Origin of the sequence: Lysobacter brunescens (assembly GCF_042677005.1) — a bacterium.
Classification (GTDB): Bacteria; Pseudomonadota; Gammaproteobacteria; order Xanthomonadales; family Xanthomonadaceae; genus Lysobacter_I; species Lysobacter_I brunescens.
In genome coordinates, this window is record NZ_JBHTIF010000002.1 from 270,645 (window position 1) to 292,552 (window position 21,908).

Consider the following 21,908-nt stretch of genomic DNA (forward strand, 5'->3'; position numbering starts at 1 on the left):
AGTGAAACAAAGAAAAGCGATGGAATGGTTCGATGAACAGCGATGACAGCAAGAAGCGCAAACGAAGCGAATTCAAATCCGATCTCAAGGAAGAGGGCAACAAGTCCCAGGTCCTGCAGAAGAACGATGAGCGGGTCGGCAAGAAGATCAGCACGACGCCCTCGCTGCCGAAGCAGGTCATCCGTACGCCGACATCCACCTTCAACGCCACGATCAAGAATCCCCTGTCGTTCGGGCACGAGGCCTTCGAGGAAAAGGCCATCGAGTCCGGGCAAGGGGTGAAATGGCACAAATTCTCGAACATCACATTTTCCGGCGACGAGGAAAAGAGCGAAACGCCGCGGGAGCAGCTGGACAGCTATATCGAGAAAACCGGCCTCAAGCCCATCAAGACCAAGCAGGACTGGGGGCTGGGCAGCAGCGTCATGTACAGGTCCCGCCGGGGGTCCATCGGCGGATTCAGCGACCTGGACAATGGCGGCATCCAGGGTTGGCGCATGCATTCGCTGCCGACTTCCGAAGCGTTCTCCAGCGACCCGTCCAGCAAGAGCGAGTTCGTCGACGCGTTCAATTCGCGCGCGGAGGTCATGACGAAGCCGTCGGTCAACACCAGGGACAAGCCGCAGACCGTCAACACGATCCTGTCCGATGTGGGCAAGGTGCGGTTCGACGAGAAGTCACGGAACTTCCAGTTCACTGAATCCACGTATGCAATGGGGGTGTCCGGAAAGGGCTTGGACAACAAGAAGAGCGACAGTCCGCAGAGACTCTACCTGCCGAGCATCGAGGTGGCGAAGATGGACGGCAAGAAGGGGACGCCCTCGCAGACCTACCATTCCGAACCCATGTCGCTGACCCTCCACAACCAGTACCGCAGCGTGAAGATGGACAGGGATTCGGAACTGGTCGGCATGTTCGCCAGCTTTCCGAACCAGGTCTGTTTCCAGTGCGGGAGAGTGTTCGAAAAGAAGACCGGCGACCGCTCGGTCATCTCGGGCGTTCCGGGCGTGGAGTTCGGCGGTCAGAAACCGGGCCCCGTCTTCAACGAAAAGCGCAAGAACACCGTGATCCGCGCGAAGCCGATGGAAAGCCTGATCGACAGCGAAAAGAACGTCACGGAACTGCGCAGCCTCTACGCTTACCACAAGAAATGACCGGCCCCGTCGGGCTTGTCGTCATCCCAAGGCGCGCGCGGATGCCCGAGGGCTTCCGCGCCGCAGCATTCTCCATTGCCTGATCCGCCCCTGCGCGCGATGGATCGCGTTCAGAGCGCGCACCGAGCGCTTTCCATCGTCGTCGTCGATCCGGTCCACGCGGTGCATCCTGTCCGCTCGATCGGTCATGCACGAGGCGACCTGCCTCCTGCGCGATCGCCTGGGTGTATTCCGACCCGGCCCGGGTCGAATTCCACCCACCGCAGGTGCGCGAAGAGATTCCGTTGAATTTCAGCAAATCCCTTGTTTGCAAGGGTTTTCCGGCTGGTCGGCATCGCGCTTGAAAAAGCGCGACGCGTCGCCGGAGATTCGCAGGAAGGCAGCCTCTTCGACAAAACAGTTTGACGATCAACGGCTTGCGAGATGGTCGCGACTTGGCACGCAACTTGTTTACGTCATCGCCGAAGCCTTGCACGTTGGTGCGGTCGCGATGGTCGCGACATGGACACGCAGGGCAGCGAATGCCCGGTGATCGCGACAGCATCGCGGCGCGGGCGCAAGGAACGACCAACCAACCCTGTGGGGCCAAGCGAATGAGCGAAAGCGCGCAAAAAAAGTTGCTGCGGGTGCGTCCTCCCCGTGTGCGAATCACGTATGACGTCCACACCAACGGTGCCATCGAGAAGCGCGAACTGCCCTTCATCGTCGGCATCTTCGCGGACCTGACCGGCGACCGCGATCCGGAAGCCGCCGCGCCGGTACCGGTGGCGATGAAGGAACGTCGCATCGTCGATATCGACCGCGACAACTTCAACGAAGTGCTGCGGCAGAGCATGCCGCGCGTGCTGCTCAAGGACGTGGACAACGTCCTGCCGGGCGGCACGGGCAAGCTGGCCGGCGAAGTCGTGGTGTTCGAATCGATCGCCGATTTCGACCCGGTCGCGGTGGTACGCAAGGTCAAGGCGCTGGACGACGTGTTCGAGCAGCGCAAGGCGCTGCGCGACGCCCAGGCCCGCGCCGAGGTGAACGACGGGGTCGGCACGATCCTGGAAGACGCCGTGAAGGCGATCGAAACCAGCGGCGCCTGGTCTGCCGATGTCGGCACCAAGCTCAACGAGGGCTTCCCCGACAAGGACGAGGCCTTCAAGGCCACGCTCGCCAAGGCGTTCGAGGTCCATGTCGTGCCGGTGATCGTCACCAAGGACGCGAACGGCAACGATGGTAAGGGCCTGGGTGCAGCCTTGTCGATCGATCATGCGGTGGCCGCGATCGACAAGGCGCTGAGCAGCCAGCTGTCGCTGGTCATGCACAGCGCGCGCTTCAAGGAAATGGAGGCGACCTGGCGCGCCCTCTATTACCTCGTGTCGCGTTCCGAGACCGGTCCGCAGCTCAAGCTCCGCGTGTTCAACGCCACCTTGAAGGAACTGCAGGACGATCTGTCCAAGGCGGTCGAGTTCGACCAGAGCCGCCTGTTCAAGCTGATCTACGAGGCCGAGTACGGCACCTACGGCGGTTCGCCGTACAGCCTGCTGATCGGCGGCTACGAGTTCGGTCCGTCGGCCTCGCACATGGGCTTCATCGAGGCCATGTCCGGTGTCGCCGCCGCCGCGCATGCGCCGTTCATCGCTGCCGCATCGCCGGAGATGTTCGGCCTGTCCGCCTTCGGTGACCTGGCCAAGCCGCGCGAGCTGTCGAAGGTGTTCGAGGGTGCCGACCTGGCGCAGTGGGGCGACTTCCGCAACAGCGAGGATTCGCGCTACGTGTCCCTGGTCCTGCCACGCGCGATGCTGCGCCTGCCGTATGGCGAGAAGACGCTGCCGGCCGATGGCTTCAACTTCGAGGAGTCGGTGCTGTCCGAGTCCGGCCTGCCCGACAACGCGAACTTCCTGTGGGGCAACGCCGCGTATTTCCTGGCCGAGCGCATCACCAACGCCTTCTCGCTGTACAGCTGGACGGCGGCGATCCGTGGCGTGGAAGGCGGCGGTCTGGTCGAGGGCCTGCCGATCTACACGTTCCGCAGCGGTGGCGACGACGGCATCAAGGAACTCTTCTGTCCGACCGAAGTGGCGATCACCGATCGCCGCGAGAAGGAGCTGAACGACCTCGGCTTCATCTCGCTCTGCCATTGCAAGGGCACCGGCAAGGCCGCGTTCTTCGGTGGCCAGACCACCAACAAGCCGAAGAAGTACATCAACGCCGACGCCAACGCCAACGCGGCGCTGTCCTCGCGGCTGCCGTACATCCTCGCCGCGTCGCGCTTCGCCCACTACATCAAGGTGATCGTGCGCGAGAAGGTCGGCGGCTTCCTCACCCGCGGCAACGTCGAGTCCTTCCTCAACAGCTGGATCTCGCAGTACGTGCTGCTCGACGACAACGCGTCGCAGGAAGTGAAGTCGGCGTTCCCGCTGCGCGAGGCGTCGATCGTGGTGGTCGATGTGCCCGGCGAGCCCGGCGCGTACAAGGCCACGGTCTTCCTCAAGCCGCACTTCCAGCTCGAGGAACTGACGACCTCGATCCGGCTGGTGGCCGATCTTCCGAAGTGATGCCCGGGGCGGCGCATGACGCGTCGCCCCGCGCCCCGCTGATCCCACGCACATCCCGACGCACCCAACTACACCAGGGCAGGCATCCATGGACCTCATTCTTCTGCAACCGGGCAACCCGGACCTCATCGGCGAGACCAGTTCGACGCACATCGACAACGTCTGGCGCCAGGACATCCTCAACTTCGGCAAGTGCATGGAGCTGGTCTCCATCCACCACGGCATGAAGCAGCAGATCACCACCGACGTGAGCAACAAGGCGCGTACGTCCGGGCGACCGGTGATCACCGAGTTCACCTGCGTCAAGTACGTCGACCAGACCTCGGTCAAGCTGTACGACATCTGCCTGCGCGCCGCGCCGCTGGGCGCGGGCAAGGACAATCCGACGAAGATCTACATCGCGCGCAACAGCGGCGACAAGACCGCGAACATCATGACCCTCGCGCTGCGCGACGCGATCATCAGCGAGATCCAGTTCCAGTCGCATCCCAACGACATGCCGACCGAGCAGTTCAAGATCAGTTTCACCGAGATCCTCTGGACCTACACGATCCAGGACGTCGACATGAGCACGCCCGGCAACGTGCATGCAGGCTGGAGCGTCATGCACAACCGGCCGATCGCCAACAGCTTCACCTGATCGTCGCGGTTCCGCGTCGGCGCGATGCGCGCGCGCCGGCGCGATGTCTTCCCCTCGCGCGTTGTCGTGGAGCCCGCATGCAGTTCCTGTTCGAACGCCTCAGCACCCTGCCGCGCGGCCTGGACGGCCGGCAGGAGCCGTTCGACCAGAACGCGGCGATCGTGGCGCAGATCCAGCGCATCGCCGCCACCGGCCGACTGGTCGGGCAGGGCATTCCGGCGGTGCCCTGGGGCATGCCGTCCGTGGTGACGATGGGCGCGAGCGCGATCGGCATGCTCGACGCCTACGCCGAGGCGCTGCGCGAAGCGATCGTGCGCCACGAGCCGCGCCTGCGCGATGTCCGCGTCGAGACCGAGCGCGCGACCGACGCGCTGTCCCCCTGGCGGCTGGTGGTGAGCGCCGTGTTCCCCAACGAAGACCAGCCGCGCAATGTCTGCGTGGCGGCGCCGTTCTGAGCCGGAGGCCGACGCGAGCATGCGCAGCGGGGTCGACCGACTGAAGGATGCCTACCAGCAGGAGCTGACCGCCCTGCGCGAGGAGGCCAGCGAGTTCGCTGCCGACCATCCGGCGCAGGCCGGCATGCTCGGCCTGCATCGCGGCCGCTCGCAGGATCCGCAGGTCGAACTGCTGATGCAGTCGTTCGCCTATCTCACCGGGCGCCTGCGCCACCAGCTCGATCTCGACCAGGCCGAGCTGCCGAACGCGTTGCTCGCCGACCTGTATCCGCACCTGGCCGCACCGCTGCCGTCGATGATGGTCGCGCACATGGCCGTGCAGCCCGATGGCGTGGGCCGCGTCGAACGCGGGCGCAGCGTCGTCGCCTCGGTGCCGATCGAGGCCGGCGGCAGCGCGACGTGCCGTTTCCGCACCTGCTTCGACACCGCGCTGTGGCCGCTGGACGTGGTCGACCTGGCCATCGTCTCGCCGAAGGACTACCCGCAGCTGGCGATCGACCAGGACACCCGCAGCGTGCTGCGCGTGAGCCTGCGCAAGAACGGCCGCACGGCGCTGCACCAGATGCAGCCGACCCGGCTGCGTTTCCATCTCAATCCCGAGGGCGGGCCCGCGCACGCGCTGCACCAGCTGCTCGGCGCGCACCTGCGCGGCCTGGCGGTGGTCGAGGCGCCCGGCACGGGCGCGACCTGCCGCCGGCTGCCGATCGAACACCTGCGCTGGCTCGGCTTCGAGGACGACGAGGCCGCGCTGCCCGCGCATCCGCAGGCGCATCCGGCCTTCCGCATCCTGCAGGAATATTTCGCCTTCCCGGAGAAGTTCCTGTTCTTCGAGATCGAGGCGCTGGACCTGGCGCACGCCGACGACACGCTGGACCTGCTGTTCATGCTCGACGTGCCGCCGAACCCGGCGCTGCGCCTGGCGCCAACGGTACTGATGACCAACTGCGTGCCGCTGGTCAACCTGTATCCGCAGCGCATCGATCCACTGAACCTCGACCACACCCGCTACGAGTACCGCCTCACCGGCGACATCGGCCAGCACGCGAACTGCGAGATCTACCGGATCGAGCGGCTCAACGCGGTGCGGGCCGGATCCGCGCCGCGCGTGCTGGTGCCGTATTTCTCGATGGACGATTTCCAGCACATCGAAGGCCAGGACTACTTCTACATCACCCGTCGCGAGCCCAGCCAGCGCACGCGGATCGGCGGCACCGAGCTGTACGTGTCTTTCCTCGACGCGCAGTTCCGCCTCACCGATCCGGCCGAGGACGTGATCGCGGGCAGCGCGCTGTGCACCAATCGGCGGATGCCGGAGCGCCTGCGCGTCGGCGACAAGCTGCAGGTCGAAGGTGCATCGCCGATCGCGACCACGCGTGTGCTCGGCAAGCCGACCGCGCACCAGACGCCGCCGATGACCGGATCGCGGCCGTGGCTGCTCGTCTCGCAACTGGCGCTCAATCACCTGTCGCTGTCCAGTGGCCCGCATGCGATGTCGGCGCTGAAGGACATCCTGCGCCAGCACGTCGGCCCGAGCAGCACGCTGGGCCATCGCGCGATCGACGGCATCCTCGCGATCGATCCGCGTCCGCTGGTGCGCTGGCACGGCGAACCGGGCCGACGCGGCTACGTGCAGGGCGTCGAGATCGACGTGACCCTGGACCACACCCGGTTCGAAGACACCAGCGCGGTGCTGTTCTGCACCGTGCTCCGACATTTCTTCGCGCTCTACGCCGCCGTGAACACGGTGGTGCAGGTGCGCCTGCGCATGCCTGACGTCAAGGGAGTTCTCAAGGAATGGCCACCGCTGGCGGGCAACCAGGTCCTTCTCTGATCGGCGCCGTCGTCGGGCAGTACGCCCGGTTCGACGTCCATCAGCTCGTGCGGCTGCTCCGGCACCGCAGCGAAGGCCCGTGGCCGGTCGACGCGCGCCTGCGCTTCCGTGCCGACCTCGGCGCGGCCTTCCCGGGCCACGAGGTCACGCGGCTCGGCAAGGCGCCGCCGATGCCCGCCTTCCGCCTGGCCATGCGCGAGCGCGGCGAGATGCCGGTGCGCGTGGAGCTGCGCACGCCGAACTACTGCGTCGCCAGCGAGCTGGGCCCGCTGCCCGAACCCTTCCTGGAATGGGTGCGCGAACAGGAGCGCATCGGCGGCCACGCGATGCCGGCCTTCCTCGACGTGTTCAACCAGCGCCTGCACGTGCTGCGCCACGACCTGAAGAGCACGGCGGTGCGCGCGCTCGATCCTGCGCCGCCGGAAGCGACCCGCTACGCCGCGCAGCTGGCGTCGCTGATGGGCCTGGGCCTGAAGGCGCAGCAGGCGCAGGTGCCGCTGCCGATGCGTGCCTGGCTGGGCCTCGCGGGGCTGATGGTCAACACGCGCAAGAGCGGTGCGGTGGTCGCGCAGGTCATGACGACCTACCTCGGCGTGCACTGCAAGCTGCGGATGCTGGTCGGGCGCTGGCGACCTCTGGAACCGCGCGATCGCATCTGCCTGGGTCGCTGCGGCCACCGCCTCGGCGACGGCGCGCTGCTCGGGCAAAGCATGTGGGACGCCCGTGCGGCGGTCGCGCTCGACGTGGGTTTCGTGTCGTTCCAGCGCCTGTGCGCGCTGCTGCCGTTGCGTGTGCAGCGGTCCGGCGAACGCTGGCCGGATGCCGGGCATCGCGGCCTGGTGTCGATGCTGCGCCTGCTGCTGGATCGCCGCTTCGACTGCGAGGTGGGCATAGCGGTCGATCCCGACACCGTGCCGCCGCCGGTCCTGCGCGGCTCACCCGCTGCAGGCACGGTCGGCCTGCGCCTCGGGCAGACCGCGTGGCTCGGCCGGCCCGCCGCGCCGCAGCTGCGCTTCACGGTCCCGGCCTTCGACGGCCACGCAGGAGGCGCCGCATGACTTCGCTCGACGATCCCATCGCCGGCTCCGCGCTCGAACTGGTCGACCAGCCGCTGCTCTACCAGCATTGCCGCATCGCGATGCCGCAGGGGCAGGTGCTCGGCGAGAACGCTTTCAGCCTCGAACGCTTCCAGGGCCAGGAGAGCGCGTCCGACCTGTTCGAGTACCAGCTGGAGCTGCACGGCGATACCGCCACGGGCGATGCCGCCGAACAGGCCGCAGCGCTCGACTTCGCGACGGTGATCGGCCGCCCGGTCACCGTCGGCATCGGCACCACGCCGTACAGCGATCGCGACGAAGGCCATCTCGCGTTCCGCCAGGCGCTGGACGGCACCGGCCCGAAAGGTGCGTTCGCGCTGTTCAACGGCATCGTCGCCGCGCTGGCGATCGAACTGCCCGGCATCTATCGCATCACCATGCGTCCTGCGGCCTGGCGCATGGGCCTGACCAACCGCTATCGCGTGTTCACCCAGAAGAGCATCTGCGACGTGCTCGAACAGCTGTGCCGCGAGCACGGCGTCGAGGCATCCTTCTCGGGCCTGAAGGGCAGCGACAACCTCGCCACCTGCCGCGTGCAGGACTGGTTCCAGGCCGGCGAGACCGACCTGGACTTCCTGCGCCGGCTGATGTCGAAGGCGCACATCTACTACTACTTCCGCCACGAGGCCGACCGCCACGTGATGGTGTTCGACAACCGGCCGACCTATCCGCCGGCGATTCCGGGCGACACCGCGCTGCGCTACACCTGGACAGCCACCGACGCGCTGGGCATGCACCAAGGCGACGTGGTGTCGCAGTACAGCTACCAGCAGTCGCTCGGCGTCAGCGGCGTGCAGGGCATCTTCACGCTGCAGACCGAAGCCTGGGACGTGACCCAGCCGGGCGATCCGCTGGCCAGCTTCACCACTTTCCGCGCCGACAGCCGTCCCGACACCGGCGACCTGCCGTTCCGCCAGCACAAGGTGGTGCAGTACGGCTTCAGCACCGCGCAGGTGCGCGAATTCGCGCAGGCCACCGAATCGGCGATCCACAGTGGCGAACGCCAGTTCAGCGGCGCCAGCTTCTGCCCGCTGCTGCGCGCCGGCCATCGCTTCCACATGGCCACCGATATGCAGGACGTGCGGCCCGAGCTGAACGGCGTGGAGTTCGTGCTCACCCAGGTGCAGCACGAGTCGGTGCTCGACGGCGAGTACAACAACCACTTCTCCGCGACGCCTGCCGACGGCCTGATCTCCGCCACCGGTCTGCAGGACACCCAGCAGGGCGTGGTCCTCGCGCACGTCGCCTCGCCCGGCGGCGACGATGCCGTGCAGCACTGGCCGTACTACATCCCCGACGATTTCAGCCTCGGCCGCAATTGGCTGGAGGACAGCCAGGGCGTGCACAAGCGCCTGCACGCCAAGGGCGTGTACGTGCGCTTCGCCACCGATCCGCCTGGCACGCCTCCGGTGTGGGTGAAGCTGGCCGCGCACATGCAGACGATTCCGGAAGTCGGCGCCTGCGTCTGGGTTTCGCGCGCCAACGACGAATCGGAAATCCCCGAGATCCAGAACATGGTCCAGGGCGATGGCACGAAGACCATCACCGATTCGAGCTGGACCGCGCACAGCCAGGTCGGCAACAGCTTCTCGACCAGCTATGGCGATTCGCGCAGCATCCATTTCGGCCAGCCCTGGTCGCGCGCCGACGTCGATGCCGCGGTCAAGCTGGTCGAGGCCGCCTATGGCCGCAAGCTCTTCCGCGATGCCTCGTACTCGCGCGGCGGCAGCTACGGCTACTCGACCTCGGAGCAGGGCGCAGACGGCATGCTCAGCGAGTCCTGGTCCTACGGTTCCACCTACGGAAACAGCTGGGGCAAGGAGCAGATCAGCTTCAGCGCCACCGGCGCCAGCCACCACCAGTCGGTGGTCGGCAAGTACGACCCGGCTTCGATCGCGCCGGAAACGGACGCCGACGCCGATGCCGCCGTGCAGTCCTCGATCTCCACGGTGCATGGCGATACCTACGCGAAGAGCACGAGCAACGGCAAGACGAAGTCCATCTCGACCTACAACGGCGCGGTGAGCAACGAGAGCACGCACACCGGCAAGGTCAGCAGCAAGACCGACATCTTCGCGGACTCGGAAAACATCTCGACGATCACCGGTACCTCGACCAACATCAGCACGCACAACATCGAGAACAACGTCAGCACGGTGACGACGCAGAGCAGCACGAGCACCGTCGGTACCAGCGTGAGCAGCCATGCCGCCGGCGCGAGCAACAGCAACAGCGCCATCGGCGCGCACAACAGCAACGACGCGATCGGCATAAGCCAGTCGAATTCCGCGACCGGCGTGTCCGAACGCAACAGCCTGCTCGGTGTCAGCGCCGAAGTGAGCCTGGTGGGCGCCACCAATGCGATGAACATCGTCGGCATGGACAACCGCCTGTCGGTCACCGGCTCGTCCAACCATCTCAGCGTCACGGGGGATTCCAGTTCGGTCAGCGTGACCGGCTCCAGCACGGTGGTCGAGGTCGCGGGCCCCGGCGTGCACGTCTCGGCGAAGGCGCCGCAGGCGAAGATCGACCTCGACGGACCGGTGATGCAGATCCCGGTCATCGTCCTGGTGCTGTGAGCGGAGACGCCGATGAAGATCGTCAAGCCGCTCACGCTCGGGGTCCTGCAGCAGCCGTACCCGTATCGCGGCGCGCATCGCCTCGCCGTGGCCACGCTCGGCTTCTTCGCGCTGGGCCGCGACGACGAACGCCTGCTGACCGAGAACCTGCAGTGGCCGAAGGTGCTCAAGCAGCTTCCGGCCGGGCAGGCGCTGGACCACATCCTGCCCAAGGCCCATGCCGAGGTCATGCTCAGCGGCAGCGCGCACGCGCCGAAGCCGGTGCCGCGCATGCAGGTGCGCCTGCAGTGCGGACCGATCGACAAGCGCATCGACGTGATCGGCGACCGTCGCTGGGAACGCATGTGGTACGGCCGCGTGTGCATCCGCGCGCCGAAGCCCTTCACGACGATGCCGCTGTCGGCCGAGCGCGCCTATGGCGGTGAAGGCCACGACAACCCGCTGGGCGTCGGCTACCTGCCGCGCCTGTGGGCGCTGCGCCTGCGCGAAGGCGCGATGCCGAACCTGGAACAGCCGGGCGAGGTGGTCGCGCCCGGCCGCGACGACTTCACCGTCGCCGGCTTCGCGCCGCAGGCGCTGATGCATGCGCGCCGCCGCATGCGCGCCAGCGGCACCTACGACAAGCGCTGGCTGGACGAGGACTTCCCGGGCCTGCCGCGCGATTTCGATTTCGCGATGTACAACCTGTCGCCGACGGACCAGCAGTTCGCCGGACGTTTCGCGGGCGGCGAAGCCTATCGGCTCGAAGGCGTGCATGCCTCGGGCGAGGCGATCGCCGGCACCCTGCCGTCGATCCGGCCGCGCGCCTTCGTGCTCGGCCAGGGCGCCGATGCGGCGGATGCGCGCGAAGCCGCGCTGGCCTGCGACACGGTCTGGTTCTTCCCCGAGGTCGGCGTGGGCCTGATGGTCCATCGCGGCGAGGTCGAGATCCGCGACAGCGATGCGCTGGACGTCGCCGCGCTGATGGTCGGTTACGACGCCGCCGATCATGTCCGCGATGCCGCGCACTACCGCAAGGTGTTCGCGCTGCGCCTCGACCCCGAGACCGCCGGCCTGCATGCCTTCGACGAAAGCCAGCTCGCGCCCGTACTCGGTCCGCGTGCGCAGGCCGAACGCGAGGCGGCCCGCGAACGCGCCCGTACCGCACTGATGGCGAAACGCCAGGCCGTGCTCGACGCGACCATGGCCGAATTCTGGCAGCGCAGCGGCATGACGCCGCCGCCGGACCACGTGCCGCCCAGGGCCGAACCGCCATCGCTGCCATCGTTCGATGCGCACGCGCTGGAAAGTTGCGATTTTGACCTGGCCGAACTGCAGGCGCAGGCACAGGCGCTCGCCGCACAGGCGAAGCGCGATGCCGACGAGAAGCTCGCGAGCCTGCAGCAGGCGCTGGACGAACGCCTGCCCGAGGTGCCGAAGACGCCCGAGAAATCGGTCGAGGCGCTGGTGCAGGAAGCGCTCGCCCGCGCCGCGCAGCCCGCGCACGACCTGATCGGCGAGCCGACGCCGCTGCCGTCGACACTGACCGAGGTCTTCGCGAAAGCGCGCGAAGCCGGTCCCGAGGCCGTCGATCCGAAGCGGCTCGACGAGGCCCAGGCCGCATTCGCCACGCTCGCACCGCTGCAGCGCGCCGCACGCGCCGCGTCGCCGACGCCGACCACGCTCGACGCCGCGCCGCCGGATGCCGTTGCCCAGGCGCTGGGCGCGCAACTGCTGTCGCTGCTCCGCGCCGGCACGCCGGTCGTCGGTCGCGACTTCGCAGGTGCCTGCCTGCGTGGCGCCGACTTGCGCAACGCCGATCTGCGCGAAGTGATGCTGGAACGCGCCGATCTGCGCAATGCCTGCCTGGCCGGTGCGGACCTATCGAAGACGGCACTGTCCCAGGCCTGCCTCGACGGCGCTGATCTGACCGGTGCGCGACTGGTCGGCACGAACCTCTGCGGCAGTTCGGCACGCTCGGCGTGCTTCGCTGCCGCCGTGCTGCAGGGCGCGCATGCGATGGATGCGACGTGGCAGGCGGCGGATCTGCACGGCGCCGTGCTCGACGATGCGCTGATGCTGCGCATCGACCTGAGCGATGCGCGCCTCGACGGGGCCGTGCTCACGCGGACCATCCTGATGCATGCCACGGCGCCGCGCAGCCGCTGGGTCGGCACGCGCTGGTCGATGGCGGTCGCGGCTTCCGCCGATTTCACCGGCGCCTGCTTCGATGGCGCCTCGCTGACGCGCAGCGTGCTGATGGATGCGCAGCTGCCCGGCAGTCACTGGCAGGGCGCGACCCTGCTTACGGTCTATGCCGGTGGACGCGCGAACTGGCGCGGCGCGCGGCTGTCGCTGCTGCGTGCGCAGACGTGCGGCTGGCGCGGCAGCGACCTGCGTGAGGCCTGCCTCGACGGCGCGACGCTGGCCAGCTGCGATTTCGGCGATGCCGATTTGACCGGCGCTTCGCTGCGCGGCGCGCAGCTGCACCGCTCGCTGTTCCTGCGCAGCACCCTGGCGCGCGTCGATGCGACCGGTGCGAGTTTCTTCCAGACGCTGTGTCGCAAGACCGATTTCCGCGACGCCGACCTGCGCGATGCCGTACTCGTGCAGGCGGAACTGACCGAGGCCCGGCTCGATGGCGCACAGCTCGCAGGCGCGCGCCGCGATGCGCCGGTGGGGATCGCATGAGCCAGACCGCCGCCACCGTGACCATTCCCGCGATGCCGAAGATGAGCCCGCTGCCGGCGCGCGTCGCGCCTTCGGCAGTTCTTCCATTGGGCGACTGGCCGACGATCGAATCGGCGCTGCTGCTGTCGCGGCCGGTCTCCAGGGTGTCGCTGCGTACGGTCGACCTGCGCGGCCGTGCGCTGGCCGGCGCCGTGTTCGAAGGCTGCGACCTGCGCGGGATGGATCTCGATGGTTGCGATCTTGGCCGAGTGACCTTCATCGACTGCGTGCTTGCCGGCGCAGACCTGCGCGGCGCCCTGCTGTCCGAAACTACCTGCGTGCGCTGCGACCTGTCCGATGCGCGCATGCCGCAGGGCGTGCCCTCGCGGCTGGTGCTGGTCGACTGCTCGCTCGTGCGTTCGCAGTGGATGGGCGCGCATCTCGATCGCAGCGCCGCGAGTCAATGCGATTTCAGCGACGCGGACCTGCGCGCGTTGCGCCTGGAGCGCACGGTGCTGTGGAAGCCCGCGCTGGGCGGCGCCGATCTGCGCGGTGCGATCTTCGACCAGGCCGCGCTGTGCGACACCGACCTGCGCCGGACACGAATGGAAGGCGTGCAGGGCGAGCATGCCGTGCTGATGAAGAACGACCTGCGCGCGCGCTCGCTGGCCGGCGCCACGCTGCGCCGCTGCCAGCTGCAGGGCAGCGACCTGCGCGGCGCCGATCTGACCGACGTCGACCTGACGGAATCGGGCTGCATCCAGGTCGATTTCAGTGGCGCCACGCTGGCGGGCCTGCGTGCGCCGCGCGCGATCTTCCTGTCGGCGCGTCTCGACGGCGTCGTGCTGCGCGGCAGCGACCTGCAGGGCGCGATGTTCCATGTCGCCGTCATCGAGAAGACCCGCTTCGAGGGCTGCGCGATGCGCGAGAGCAGTTGGGAGAAGAGCCGCATGCGCGAGGTTGCCTTCACAGGCTGCGACCTGCGCTGGGCGCGCTTCGACCATGCACGCATCGACGATGGCGCGATCGAGCGCAGCCGCATGCAGCACAGCCGCCTGCATGGCGCGCAGTTCTCGAACGTGCGCCTGCGCGGCGTGTCGCGACGCGGACAGACCGGCACCGACAAGGCCCTGCTCGCCATCGAAGCCCCCACTCTGGACCTGGAGACACTGCCATGCGCACCGTGAGCGAGTCGCACCGCGTCGAACCGCACCGCGTCGAATCGCATCCTGCCGAATCGATGCCGTCGCGCGGCGTGGCACAGACGGCGGCCGCTGGTGCAGTCCCGGTCGCGGTCGACCTGCTCGAACTGCGCATCGCCGTCGTGTTCGACGATGGCGATTGCCTGCTCGGCAATGGTGCCCGCGCCACGCGCGCGGTGAGCTGCCTCGTCGAGCCGCACGCCGGCGACCGCGTGCTGGCCAGCGCGGGTGCGGACGGGCGCTGGCACGTGCTGCATATCCTCGCGCGCGAGGCGGGCGGCGCCGCACAGCTGAGCGTGCAGGGCGCGGATGCGCTGGCGCTGCGCCAGTCGCGCGTGTCGCTGCACGCGGTCGAGGCGCTGGAGCTGGCCTGCGCCGGCGACGCCTCGCTGACCTCGGCACGCACGCTGTCGATCAACGCCCGCACGCTGTTCTGCACCGTCGCAGGCACGCTGGTCGAACAGGCCGCGCAGTATGTCGGGCGGATGGGCCAGTACCTGCTCGACGCCCGGGAACTGCTGCGCCTGCACGGGCAGCACGCGCTCATCACCGCCGAACGCGACGTCAAGGTCGACGGCGAACGCATCAGCATGGGGTGACCGATGTTCGCGAACACCAATCTCTTCGTCATGAACCTGGGATTCCCCGACGTGTGCATCGTCGGGATCATCCCGGTGCCGCTGGTCAACATCGATTTCTCGATCACCAACATCCCGACGGTGTTCAACGTGCTCTACGGCGGCGGTCTCGCCGAGAACCTGGTGACGATCAGCGCACTGAGCACCGCGGACGTGGGCGTCGGCGTGGTCTCGGGCATGTGCATGGGCCAGAAGCGCTCGTTCCTCGGCAGCTTCAAGCTGCTGGTCGGCGCGATCTTCGCGTCGCGGCTGACCTCGATCAACGGCCAGAACGGCATGCTGCCGAACACGGTCGGGATCAGCCTCACGCCTGCGCAGTTCCGCGTGCTGGTGCTGTCATGAGCGGGTTCGCCATGCGCACCAGGCCGGTCCTCCGCACGCTCGCCGTGCTGCTGTGCCTGGCGCTGCTGTCCGGCTGCAGCGTCAAGCGCATGCTCGGCATCGGCCCACCGCGCCCTTCGGTGAAGACCGTCTCGGTCGGCGCGGACATCGACGCCAACCAGGGCAACGCGACGCGGCTGGATGTCGTGGTCGTGTACAGCGACGCGGCGAAGAACGCGATGCCGAAGACCGGGCCGGAGTGGTTCCGTGACCGCGACGCGCTGCGCACGATGCTCGCCACCGACGTGGACGTGGTCTCGCTGGAAGTGCCCACGCCCAGCCCCGTCTTCCAGGTGAAGCTGCCGAGGAAGGCGCGCAACAAGGGTCTCGCGGTCTTCGCCTACGCCAACTACGTGGCGCCGAGCGGCTGGCCCGTGGTCGCGCTCACCCCCTTCAAACACCCGACGCTGCAACTGCAGGCCGCGAAGATCGCGGTCCAGGATCCATGAGGCCACCGGCATGTCACAGAACCACACTCCGTCCAACGCACACCTTGGCGCCGCGATGAACGCGGACTTCCTGCCCGATGCGGTGCAGTGGTCCGAGGGCATGCTGCTCTCGCCGCAGCACTTCCAGCAGAACGACATCCACGCCCAGGCGATGCTGCACCAGCGCTTCACCGGTGCCGTGCCCTACGGCTGGGGCCTGCGCCACCTGCGCATCGATCCGGTGCGGCTGGCCGACGGCATCGTCTGCGTGCACGAATGCGACGCGGTGATGCCCGATGGCCTGCCGCTGGTCTATCGCGCGACGCATTCCGCGAGCAGTCTCGCGGTCGACGTGAAGAAGCATTTCGAGGGCGATGCGAAATCGGTGCGCGTGTACCTCGCGATCCCGCCGCGCGCCGGTGCGCTGGACGTGCCCAGCACCTCGATCCGTCGCTACGACAGCCTGCCGGGCCGACCCACGCTGGACGAGACCCTGGGCATGGGCGATGTGGTCGTGGAACGCCAGCGCGTGCGCATGGAGCTGTACGCGGGCGCGCCGCCGGTCGGGCATCCCGCATTGCCGCTGCTCGACGTGGTGCGCGACGCCAGCGGGACGCTGGTGCTCGGTGCCTACCACGGCCCCATGCTGCGCATCGACGCCTCGCGCGCGCTCGGCGTGCTGGGCCTGCAGCAGCGCTTCGGCGACCTGCGCACGACGATGTGGAAGAAGCTGCGCGAGCTGTCGCCGGATGCGGTCGATGATGCGCCGGAAACCGCGGCATCGATGGGCAGCGAAGCGCGTACCCATCTGCGTGCCGCGCGCGAGATCGGCGCCTGCCTGCCGCTGGTCGACACCGTCCTGTCGGACCCGCTGGTCTCGCCCTCGGTGGCCTGGTGGGCGATGTCGCAGGTGGTCGGGCGCATGGCCGCGATCGGCAGCAATCCGCGTCCGCTGGCGATGGATCCGTACCGGCACGACGACTGCCAGCCGCAGTTCGACGCTGCGATCACCTACATCCGCCGCAAGCTGGCGATGCTCAACACCGACTGGGACGTGATGGCGTTCGAGCGCATCGCCGACGGCCAGTACGCGCGCCGCCTGCCGGGCGATGCCGGCAGCACCGTGCTGGTCGAGCTGCGCACGGGCGAAGGCCAGAGCGCGCACGACCTGCACCAGTGGATCTCCGAGTCGCGCATCGCGAGCGAGGATCTGCTGCCGCTGCTGCGCCAGCGCCGCATGCCCGGTGCCGAGGTGCGCGTGCTGGGCGCGCGCGAAGTCGCAGAGCTCGGCCTGCGTCCCGACGCGATCATCTGCGCGCTGCGCAGCCGTCGGCTGGAGGCCAACAACGGCCAGCTGGTCGACTGTTTCCGCGCCGGGCATCGCCTGGTGATCCAGGGTGAGCGCGCGCAGGCGCCGGCCGCGATCATCCTGCACCACCGCAAGGGCGCGGAGTCCGAGCAGCGTGCGCAGGACAGCACCGGCGCGACCTTTGGCGCGACCTCGAGCGCGAATGCCGGTGCCCACGGCGCTGCGCATGGAGATTCCCATGCCTGAACGCGTCGGCGCCCCGCTGTTCCTGCTGGCCCGCTTCGCCGAGTACTTCGACGAAGTGGTGGCCATCAAGCTGGCCATCGCGGATGGGCGGCTGGGCGCGATGCTGGCCGTCGGCGACGAACCGACGCCCACCGAACCGGCCGACCTGGCTGCACGGACGAGTGCGCGACTGGCGATGACCCTGCTGGCCCAGCGCAACGAGATCGCGCGCACCGGCACCGCGCGCGAGATGGATGCCTACGAACAGGCGCTGTACGTCATGACCGCGCTGACCGATGAGCTGTTCATCCTCGAAACCGACTGGTCAGGCAGCGATGCCTGGATGGACACGCTGGTCGAACACCGGATCTTCCGCAGCCGCAATGCCGGGGTGCGCGTGTTCGAGATGGCCGAAGCGCTGCTGGCCGAGCCTGCGGTCGATCGGCTGCAGGCCGATGTCGCGGCGGTGATGGTGCTGGCGCTGCGCCTGGGCTTCCAGGGCTGCTATCGCGGCGAGCACGGCGAGCCCGAGCTGCGTCGCGTCCGCGCCCGGCTGTACCGGCTGGTGCAGCGCGAGCACGACGGTGGCCTGCAGTTGCCGACCTTCCCGCAGGCGGGCGAGCAGACGCAGGCAGGCGGCACCCCGGCGCGGCTCGCGCCGCTCACGCCCTGGTACATCGGCGCCGCGATCGCGCTGATCGTCTACCTGGTGCTGTCCAGCGCGGTGTGGCTGGTGTTGATCGAACCTTTCAGGCAGGCGGTGGGGACGCATTGATGGATCTCGAGACTGTCACCGCAATGTTGCAGAAGCTCGATGTCGGGAGGACATCGGGACTGGTCGCGGGCATCGCCATCGGTCTGCTCGTGCTGGTCTGGTGGTTCCGGCGCATGCTGCGCAAGCCGAAGATCGTCGGCATCGAGGTGCCCGGCGACGGCTGCGTGTTCTGCGCCCGCGTGCGTGGCTGGTTCAGCGGATTCCTGGATGCGCTGGATTACCTGGCGACGCGGCGCGAGTGGCGCTACGCGCAGCCATGGGTGCTGGTGCTGGGCGGCAGGGGTGCGGGCAAGAGCAGCTTCGCGGCGTCGGTGTCTGCGATCGAGCGGCATCCGAAGCCCGCGAGAGCCGGCGAGCTGAAGGCCGACGGCATGCAGTGGACCTTCCTGCGCCGGGGCGTGCTGATCGACGCCGACGGCGCGCTGGCCAGCGCCGCCGAAGGCAGCGACGGCGCGCGCGCGTGGCTCAAGGGCCTGGACATGCTCGATGCGCTGCGCCCGGAGCGCGCGCTCGACGGCATCGTGCTGTGCGTGTCCGCGCGCAGCCTGCGCGGCGCGAAGCGGTCCGAGCGCGCCGCGCTCGCGGCCGAAGCCAATCGCCAGCTGGGCCAGCTGCAGTCGGCGGTCGAGTTCATGCTGCCGGTGTACGTGGTCGTGACCCAGTGCGACGACCTGCCGGGCTTCGGCGCGTTCTGGTCCAATCTCGCGCCGGAGCATCGACGCGAGATGTTCGGTTATTCGGCGGTCTCGCAGGACCTCAGCCACGCGCCGGCGGAGTGGGCCGAGGCTGCGTTTGACCGGATCGGCGAACGCCTGCGCGAAGTACAGGTCAACGTCGCTGCGGCGAGCGAGCGCGTCGAGGACGTCGACGGCTTCTTCCTGTTCCCGGCGCGATTCCACGAACTGCGCGCGCCGCTCTCGGAGTGGCTGGAGACCGTGTTCCGGACCACCGCCTGGCAGAGCGGCCACCTGTTCCGCGGCCTGTATTTCACCGGCGCGGTGCATGGCGCGGGCGAACGGCGCAGCGGTGCGCGCACCGATGTGTCCTTCGTCGATGCCCTCGTCGCCGACAAGGTGCTGCGCGAGACGGCCCTGGCGCGACCGACGCGCCAGGGCGTGTGGTCGCGGAACGACGTGATCCGCCGCGTGCAGTACGGCGCCATCGCCGGCCTGGCCGCGCTGCTGGTGGCGCTGGGCGTGGCCGGCTATCGCGTGTCGCGCCAGGTCGACACCCTGGTGACCGGCATGCACACGCTGCGCGAGGTGGTGCCGCGCGTGCCGCCGGCGGAGAGCGGCGAATGTCTCGCCAGCGAGGACGTCTATCCGCTGCTGGCGCATGTCTCGCGCGTCGATACCCGTTCGGCCCGACTGGCCATCCCGCTGTCGTGGGTCGACAGTCGCCTGACCAACCGCAGCGCGAAAGTCGTCGGCACCACCACCGTCGAAGGCGTGCTGCTGCCGACGCTGTCCTGTCTGCTGGAGAAGCGCGCGCGCGACCTGCTCGGCAGCAGTCGCCTGACCGCGGCGAGCGAAGGCGCGGGCTATTCCGTGCAGCGCACCGCATTCCGCGACCTGTTGGCCGAAGCGCGGGCGCTGGAAGACAATCTGAAGCGCTACGAAAGCCTGTCCAAGCGCGCCCCGATGATGGCCGAAGGCGAGGTCCTGGCCACGCTCGCCCAGCTCTCGCAGTACGCCTTCGGCGAGCCCGTGCCGCGCATCGTCATGCGCCGCGGCGGCGTGGTCGACGACGCCTTCCGCAACCTCGAAGGCAAGGTGCCGCAACCGGTGATGCCCAATGGCCTGCAGGCGCGCCTCACCTCGGCCATCGACGCGCGCGCGGCGAGCCTGCGCACCGCGCTGGGTCGCGAGGTCGCCGCCGGTTCCTCGCTGCTGACCGCGCTGGACCAGGGCCGCCAGCCGATCCTCGACAACACCTGGCGGATGGGCCGGTGGCTGACCTGGGTGCAGGGGCAGTGGTTGGGCTCGTCGCCGGAGCGCAATCCGTGCCAGGAAATCGTCGATGCCAACAAGCCCGATGTCGAGGCGCTGATCGCCTACTACGGCAGCAGCGACACGCTCGAACGCCTGCTGCGCAAGTTCGGCGAAACGCAGTGCTACCAGCCCGAGATGCGCGTGCTGGCGCAGATGGAGATCGCGCCCTACGGGCCGCTGTTCCTCACTGGCAAGGCCGGGCTGACGCTGTCGCCTGCGGTGCAGGGCGAACTCGGCGGCATGCCGGCGCTGGTCGCGCTGCCGTTCATGCAGTTGCGCTCCGCCGCGCCGTTCCGCTGCCTCGGCGGCGCCGCACGCTGGCGCGCGAGCGAGATCGCCGAAGCGGCCGGCTATCTCGACCAGTACGAAGCGTTCGCCAAGGCGCGCAAGCTGCCGTCGCTGCCCGAGGGCGGACGACCGCTGTACGACCGGCTCGCGCGCGCCTCGCTGGCGCATGCGATGGACGACGCGCTGCGTCGCGCGCAGCAGGCCTCGGCCGATATCGAAGCCGAAACCACCGCCGCCACGCGCAGCGATGCTGCACTGGCGGAAGTCGGCAACGAACTGGCGCGCGGACTGCCGTCGCTGCAGCGCGTGCTGACCGCGTACGCGCAGCTGGGTTTCGCCGACGACGGCGCGAAGGTGCGCCAGTGCGCGCGCGATTTCGCGGCCGACAACCTCGGCGGCGTCGATGCGCTGGCCGACGCCAGTCGCCTGTATTCGCCGACCGTGCCCGCCGGCGGCGAGTTCCTGTATGCGCTGGGCAGCGTGCCGGTCGCGAAGGACTTCCTCGCCCGCCAGGTCGCGCGCGCCGAAGTGCTGGCCGGCTATGCCGATCCGTTCCTGTCGCTGCTGTCCGGCAGCACCGGCGTGGACGATGCCTGGCGCGACACGCCGCAGACCGACGCGTTCTGGCGCAACACGCGCACCGAGATCGCCAGCTACACCAAGGGCAAGGAGCCGAGCGGGCAGGTGGCGAACCTCGATGCGCTGGTGATCGGCCAGCTCACCGGTATGACCTACCAGAACTGCGGCAGCCTGCTCGCGGCGTACAAGTCGCCTGAGTTCGGCAACGACCTGTTCTCCGAGCGCCGCCGCAGACTGGAGCGCCAGGTGCAGTTGCGCTGCACGGATCGCCGCGCAGCCGATGCCGAAGAGGTGTACGGCACGCTGGCCACGCGCTTCAATCGCGACCTGGCCGGGCGCTATCCGTTCGGGCCGCTGGAGGCGCGCGACGCCAGCCCGGCGCTGGTCCGCGAGTTCTTCCTCGACTTCGCCCGCGACCGCGCGCGGATCGGCGATGCGCTGCGCGACCTGCAGGGCGCGCGCTGGCGCGAAGCGAACGCCTTCGTCGAAGGCCTCGATGCCGCCGCTGCCTTCCTTGGCGCGAATGTCGCCGCACCCGAAGGCATGGGCGTGATCGGGCTGGACGCGACCTTCCCGGCCGACGCCGCGCGCGCCCTCGGCGCCAACGAGGTCACGACCTGGCGCCTGCGCATCGATGACATGGCCTCGGAGTTCCCCAATGCGCAGAAGGCGCTGTCCTGGCTGCCGGGCGACGGCGTGGCCCTCGAACTGCAGTGGGCCGAACGCTCCGGCTGGCGACCGCTGGCCGATGCGCTGCAGCCGCAGCTGCAGGCGCAGGCCGCGACCGCGCGCTTCGCCTTCGAGGGCCCGTGGGCGCTGCTGCGCATGATCGACACGCATTGCCCGCCCGGTGCCGGCGGACGCACTGCATCGCCGCTGCTGCTGCGCTTCACGCTGCCGGTGCAGTCGGTTGCGCCGGGCGCGGATGGCAAGCCCGCGCAGGCAGAAGCCCGGGTGTTCATGCAGTGGCGACTGACCGGCACCGACCCGGCGAGCAAGGCGGTCAGGCCGCTCGCGCTGCCGGCGGAATTCCCGCGCAGCGCGCCGACGCGATGAGGCCTTCCATGATGCGAAACGAAACAGGATTCGAGCCAGTGCGCGACGGCATGTCGGAACAGGTCGCGCACGCCACCGCCGGAGAGAC

General features: G+C 68.7%; 15 protein-coding genes. All 15 read left to right on the plus strand.

From position 1 onward, the window contains the following. Positions 1–32 precede the first annotated feature (32 nt). The 15 genes from ACFQ0E_RS13315 to ACFQ0E_RS13385 all read left to right on the plus strand — a co-directional run bounded on the left by ACFQ0E_RS13315 (position 33) and on the right by ACFQ0E_RS13385 (position 21,820). Positions 33–1,154, plus strand: a complete 1,122-nt coding sequence (locus ACFQ0E_RS13315; protein WP_386824548.1) for a hypothetical protein — start codon at positions 33–35, stop codon at positions 1,152–1,154. A gap of 593 nt (positions 1,155–1,747) precedes the next feature. Continuing rightward, positions 1,748–3,697: a type VI secretion system contractile sheath large subunit gene (gene tssC / locus ACFQ0E_RS13320; RefSeq protein WP_386824550.1), complete on the plus strand. Its 1,950-nt coding sequence runs from the start codon at positions 1,748–1,750 to the stop codon at positions 3,695–3,697. 88 nt (positions 3,698–3,785) lie between these two features. Further along, positions 3,786–4,337: a type VI secretion system tube protein Hcp gene (locus ACFQ0E_RS13325; protein WP_137852428.1), complete on the plus strand. Its 552-nt coding sequence runs from the start codon at positions 3,786–3,788 to the stop codon at positions 4,335–4,337. Positions 4,338–4,414: 77 nt separating this feature from the next. Beyond that, positions 4,415–4,792 carry a hypothetical protein gene (locus tag ACFQ0E_RS13330; RefSeq protein ID WP_386824552.1) on the plus strand — a complete coding sequence of 126 codons (378 nt, stop codon included), beginning with the start codon at positions 4,415–4,417 and terminating at the stop codon, positions 4,790–4,792. A 19-nt stretch (positions 4,793–4,811) separates the two neighbouring features. After that, positions 4,812–6,623 carry a type VI secretion system baseplate subunit TssF gene (tssF, locus tag ACFQ0E_RS13335; protein WP_386824554.1) on the plus strand — a complete coding sequence of 604 codons (1,812 nt, stop codon included), beginning with the start codon at positions 4,812–4,814 and terminating at the stop codon, positions 6,621–6,623. Beyond that, a complete protein-coding gene (tssG, locus tag ACFQ0E_RS13340; protein WP_386824556.1) occupies positions 6,587–7,681 on the plus strand; it encodes a type VI secretion system baseplate subunit TssG in 1,095 nt (364 codons plus the stop codon). Before tssF ends, tssG begins: the two co-directional genes overlap by 37 nt. Continuing rightward, positions 7,678–10,299 carry a contractile injection system protein, VgrG/Pvc8 family gene (locus ACFQ0E_RS13345; RefSeq protein WP_386824558.1) on the plus strand — a complete coding sequence of 874 codons (2,622 nt, stop codon included), beginning with the start codon at positions 7,678–7,680 and terminating at the stop codon, positions 10,297–10,299. The genes tssG and ACFQ0E_RS13345 overlap by 4 nt, the downstream gene beginning before the upstream one ends. A gap of 12 nt (positions 10,300–10,311) precedes the next feature. After that, positions 10,312–12,969, plus strand: a complete 2,658-nt coding sequence (locus ACFQ0E_RS13350; RefSeq protein WP_386824560.1) for a DUF2169 family type VI secretion system accessory protein — start codon at positions 10,312–10,314, stop codon at positions 12,967–12,969. Next, complete coding sequence (locus tag ACFQ0E_RS13355; RefSeq protein WP_386824562.1) at positions 12,966–14,135, plus strand: pentapeptide repeat-containing protein; 1,170 nt, start codon at positions 12,966–12,968, stop codon at positions 14,133–14,135. Before ACFQ0E_RS13350 ends, ACFQ0E_RS13355 begins: the two co-directional genes overlap by 4 nt. Continuing rightward, positions 14,123–14,749: a DUF3540 domain-containing protein gene (locus tag ACFQ0E_RS13360; RefSeq protein WP_386824564.1), complete on the plus strand. Its 627-nt coding sequence runs from the start codon at positions 14,123–14,125 to the stop codon at positions 14,747–14,749. Before ACFQ0E_RS13355 ends, ACFQ0E_RS13360 begins: the two co-directional genes overlap by 13 nt. A 3-nt stretch (positions 14,750–14,752) precedes the next feature. Continuing rightward, complete coding sequence (locus tag ACFQ0E_RS13365; RefSeq protein ID WP_137852436.1) at positions 14,753–15,130, plus strand: PAAR-like domain-containing protein; 378 nt, start codon at positions 14,753–14,755, stop codon at positions 15,128–15,130. 11 nt (positions 15,131–15,141) lie between these two features. Continuing rightward, the gene (locus tag ACFQ0E_RS13370; RefSeq protein WP_386824567.1) at positions 15,142–15,618 is read left to right on the plus strand and encodes a hypothetical protein; all 477 of its coding nucleotides are present in this window, start codon (positions 15,142–15,144) and stop codon (positions 15,616–15,618) included. A 10-nt stretch (positions 15,619–15,628) separates the two neighbouring features. Then, a complete protein-coding gene (gene tssK, locus ACFQ0E_RS13375) occupies positions 15,629–17,152 on the plus strand; it encodes a type VI secretion system baseplate subunit TssK (protein WP_386824569.1) in 1,524 nt (507 codons plus the stop codon). Beyond that, the gene (locus tag ACFQ0E_RS13380; RefSeq protein WP_386824571.1) at positions 17,145–17,906 is read left to right on the plus strand and encodes a DotU family type IV/VI secretion system protein; all 762 of its coding nucleotides are present in this window, start codon (positions 17,145–17,147) and stop codon (positions 17,904–17,906) included. Before tssK ends, ACFQ0E_RS13380 begins: the two co-directional genes overlap by 8 nt. Next, a complete protein-coding gene (locus ACFQ0E_RS13385) occupies positions 17,906–21,820 on the plus strand; it encodes a type VI secretion protein IcmF/TssM N-terminal domain-containing protein (RefSeq protein ID WP_386824573.1) in 3,915 nt (1,304 codons plus the stop codon). The genes ACFQ0E_RS13380 and ACFQ0E_RS13385 overlap by 1 nt, the downstream gene beginning before the upstream one ends. Positions 21,821–21,908 lie beyond the last annotated feature (88 nt).

Coding starts and splice junctions, on each gene's coding strand:
- ACFQ0E_RS13365 (WP_137852436.1), top strand. CDS start 14,753: ATGTTCGCGAACACCAATCTCTTCGTCATGAACCTGGGATTCCCCGAC.
- ACFQ0E_RS13330 (WP_386824552.1), top strand. CDS start 4,415: ATGCAGTTCCTGTTCGAACGCCTCAGCACCCTGCCGCGCGGCCTGGAC.
- ACFQ0E_RS13355 (WP_386824562.1), top strand. CDS start 12,966: ATGAGCCAGACCGCCGCCACCGTGACCATTCCCGCGATGCCGAAGATG.
- ACFQ0E_RS13315 (WP_386824548.1), top strand. CDS start 33: ATGAACAGCGATGACAGCAAGAAGCGCAAACGAAGCGAATTCAAATCC.
- tssK (WP_386824569.1), top strand. CDS start 15,629: ATGTCACAGAACCACACTCCGTCCAACGCACACCTTGGCGCCGCGATG.
- ACFQ0E_RS13325 (WP_137852428.1), top strand. CDS start 3,786: ATGGACCTCATTCTTCTGCAACCGGGCAACCCGGACCTCATCGGCGAG.
- tssC (WP_386824550.1), top strand. CDS start 1,748: ATGAGCGAAAGCGCGCAAAAAAAGTTGCTGCGGGTGCGTCCTCCCCGT.
- ACFQ0E_RS13380 (WP_386824571.1), top strand. CDS start 17,145: ATGCCTGAACGCGTCGGCGCCCCGCTGTTCCTGCTGGCCCGCTTCGCC.
- ACFQ0E_RS13350 (WP_386824560.1), top strand. CDS start 10,312: ATGAAGATCGTCAAGCCGCTCACGCTCGGGGTCCTGCAGCAGCCGTAC.
- ACFQ0E_RS13360 (WP_386824564.1), top strand. CDS start 14,123: ATGCGCACCGTGAGCGAGTCGCACCGCGTCGAACCGCACCGCGTCGAA.
- tssG (WP_386824556.1), top strand. CDS start 6,587: ATGGCCACCGCTGGCGGGCAACCAGGTCCTTCTCTGATCGGCGCCGTC.
- ACFQ0E_RS13385 (WP_386824573.1), top strand. CDS start 17,906: ATGGATCTCGAGACTGTCACCGCAATGTTGCAGAAGCTCGATGTCGGG.
- ACFQ0E_RS13370 (WP_386824567.1), top strand. CDS start 15,142: ATGCGCACCAGGCCGGTCCTCCGCACGCTCGCCGTGCTGCTGTGCCTG.
- tssF (WP_386824554.1), top strand. CDS start 4,812: ATGCGCAGCGGGGTCGACCGACTGAAGGATGCCTACCAGCAGGAGCTG.
- ACFQ0E_RS13345 (WP_386824558.1), top strand. CDS start 7,678: ATGACTTCGCTCGACGATCCCATCGCCGGCTCCGCGCTCGAACTGGTC.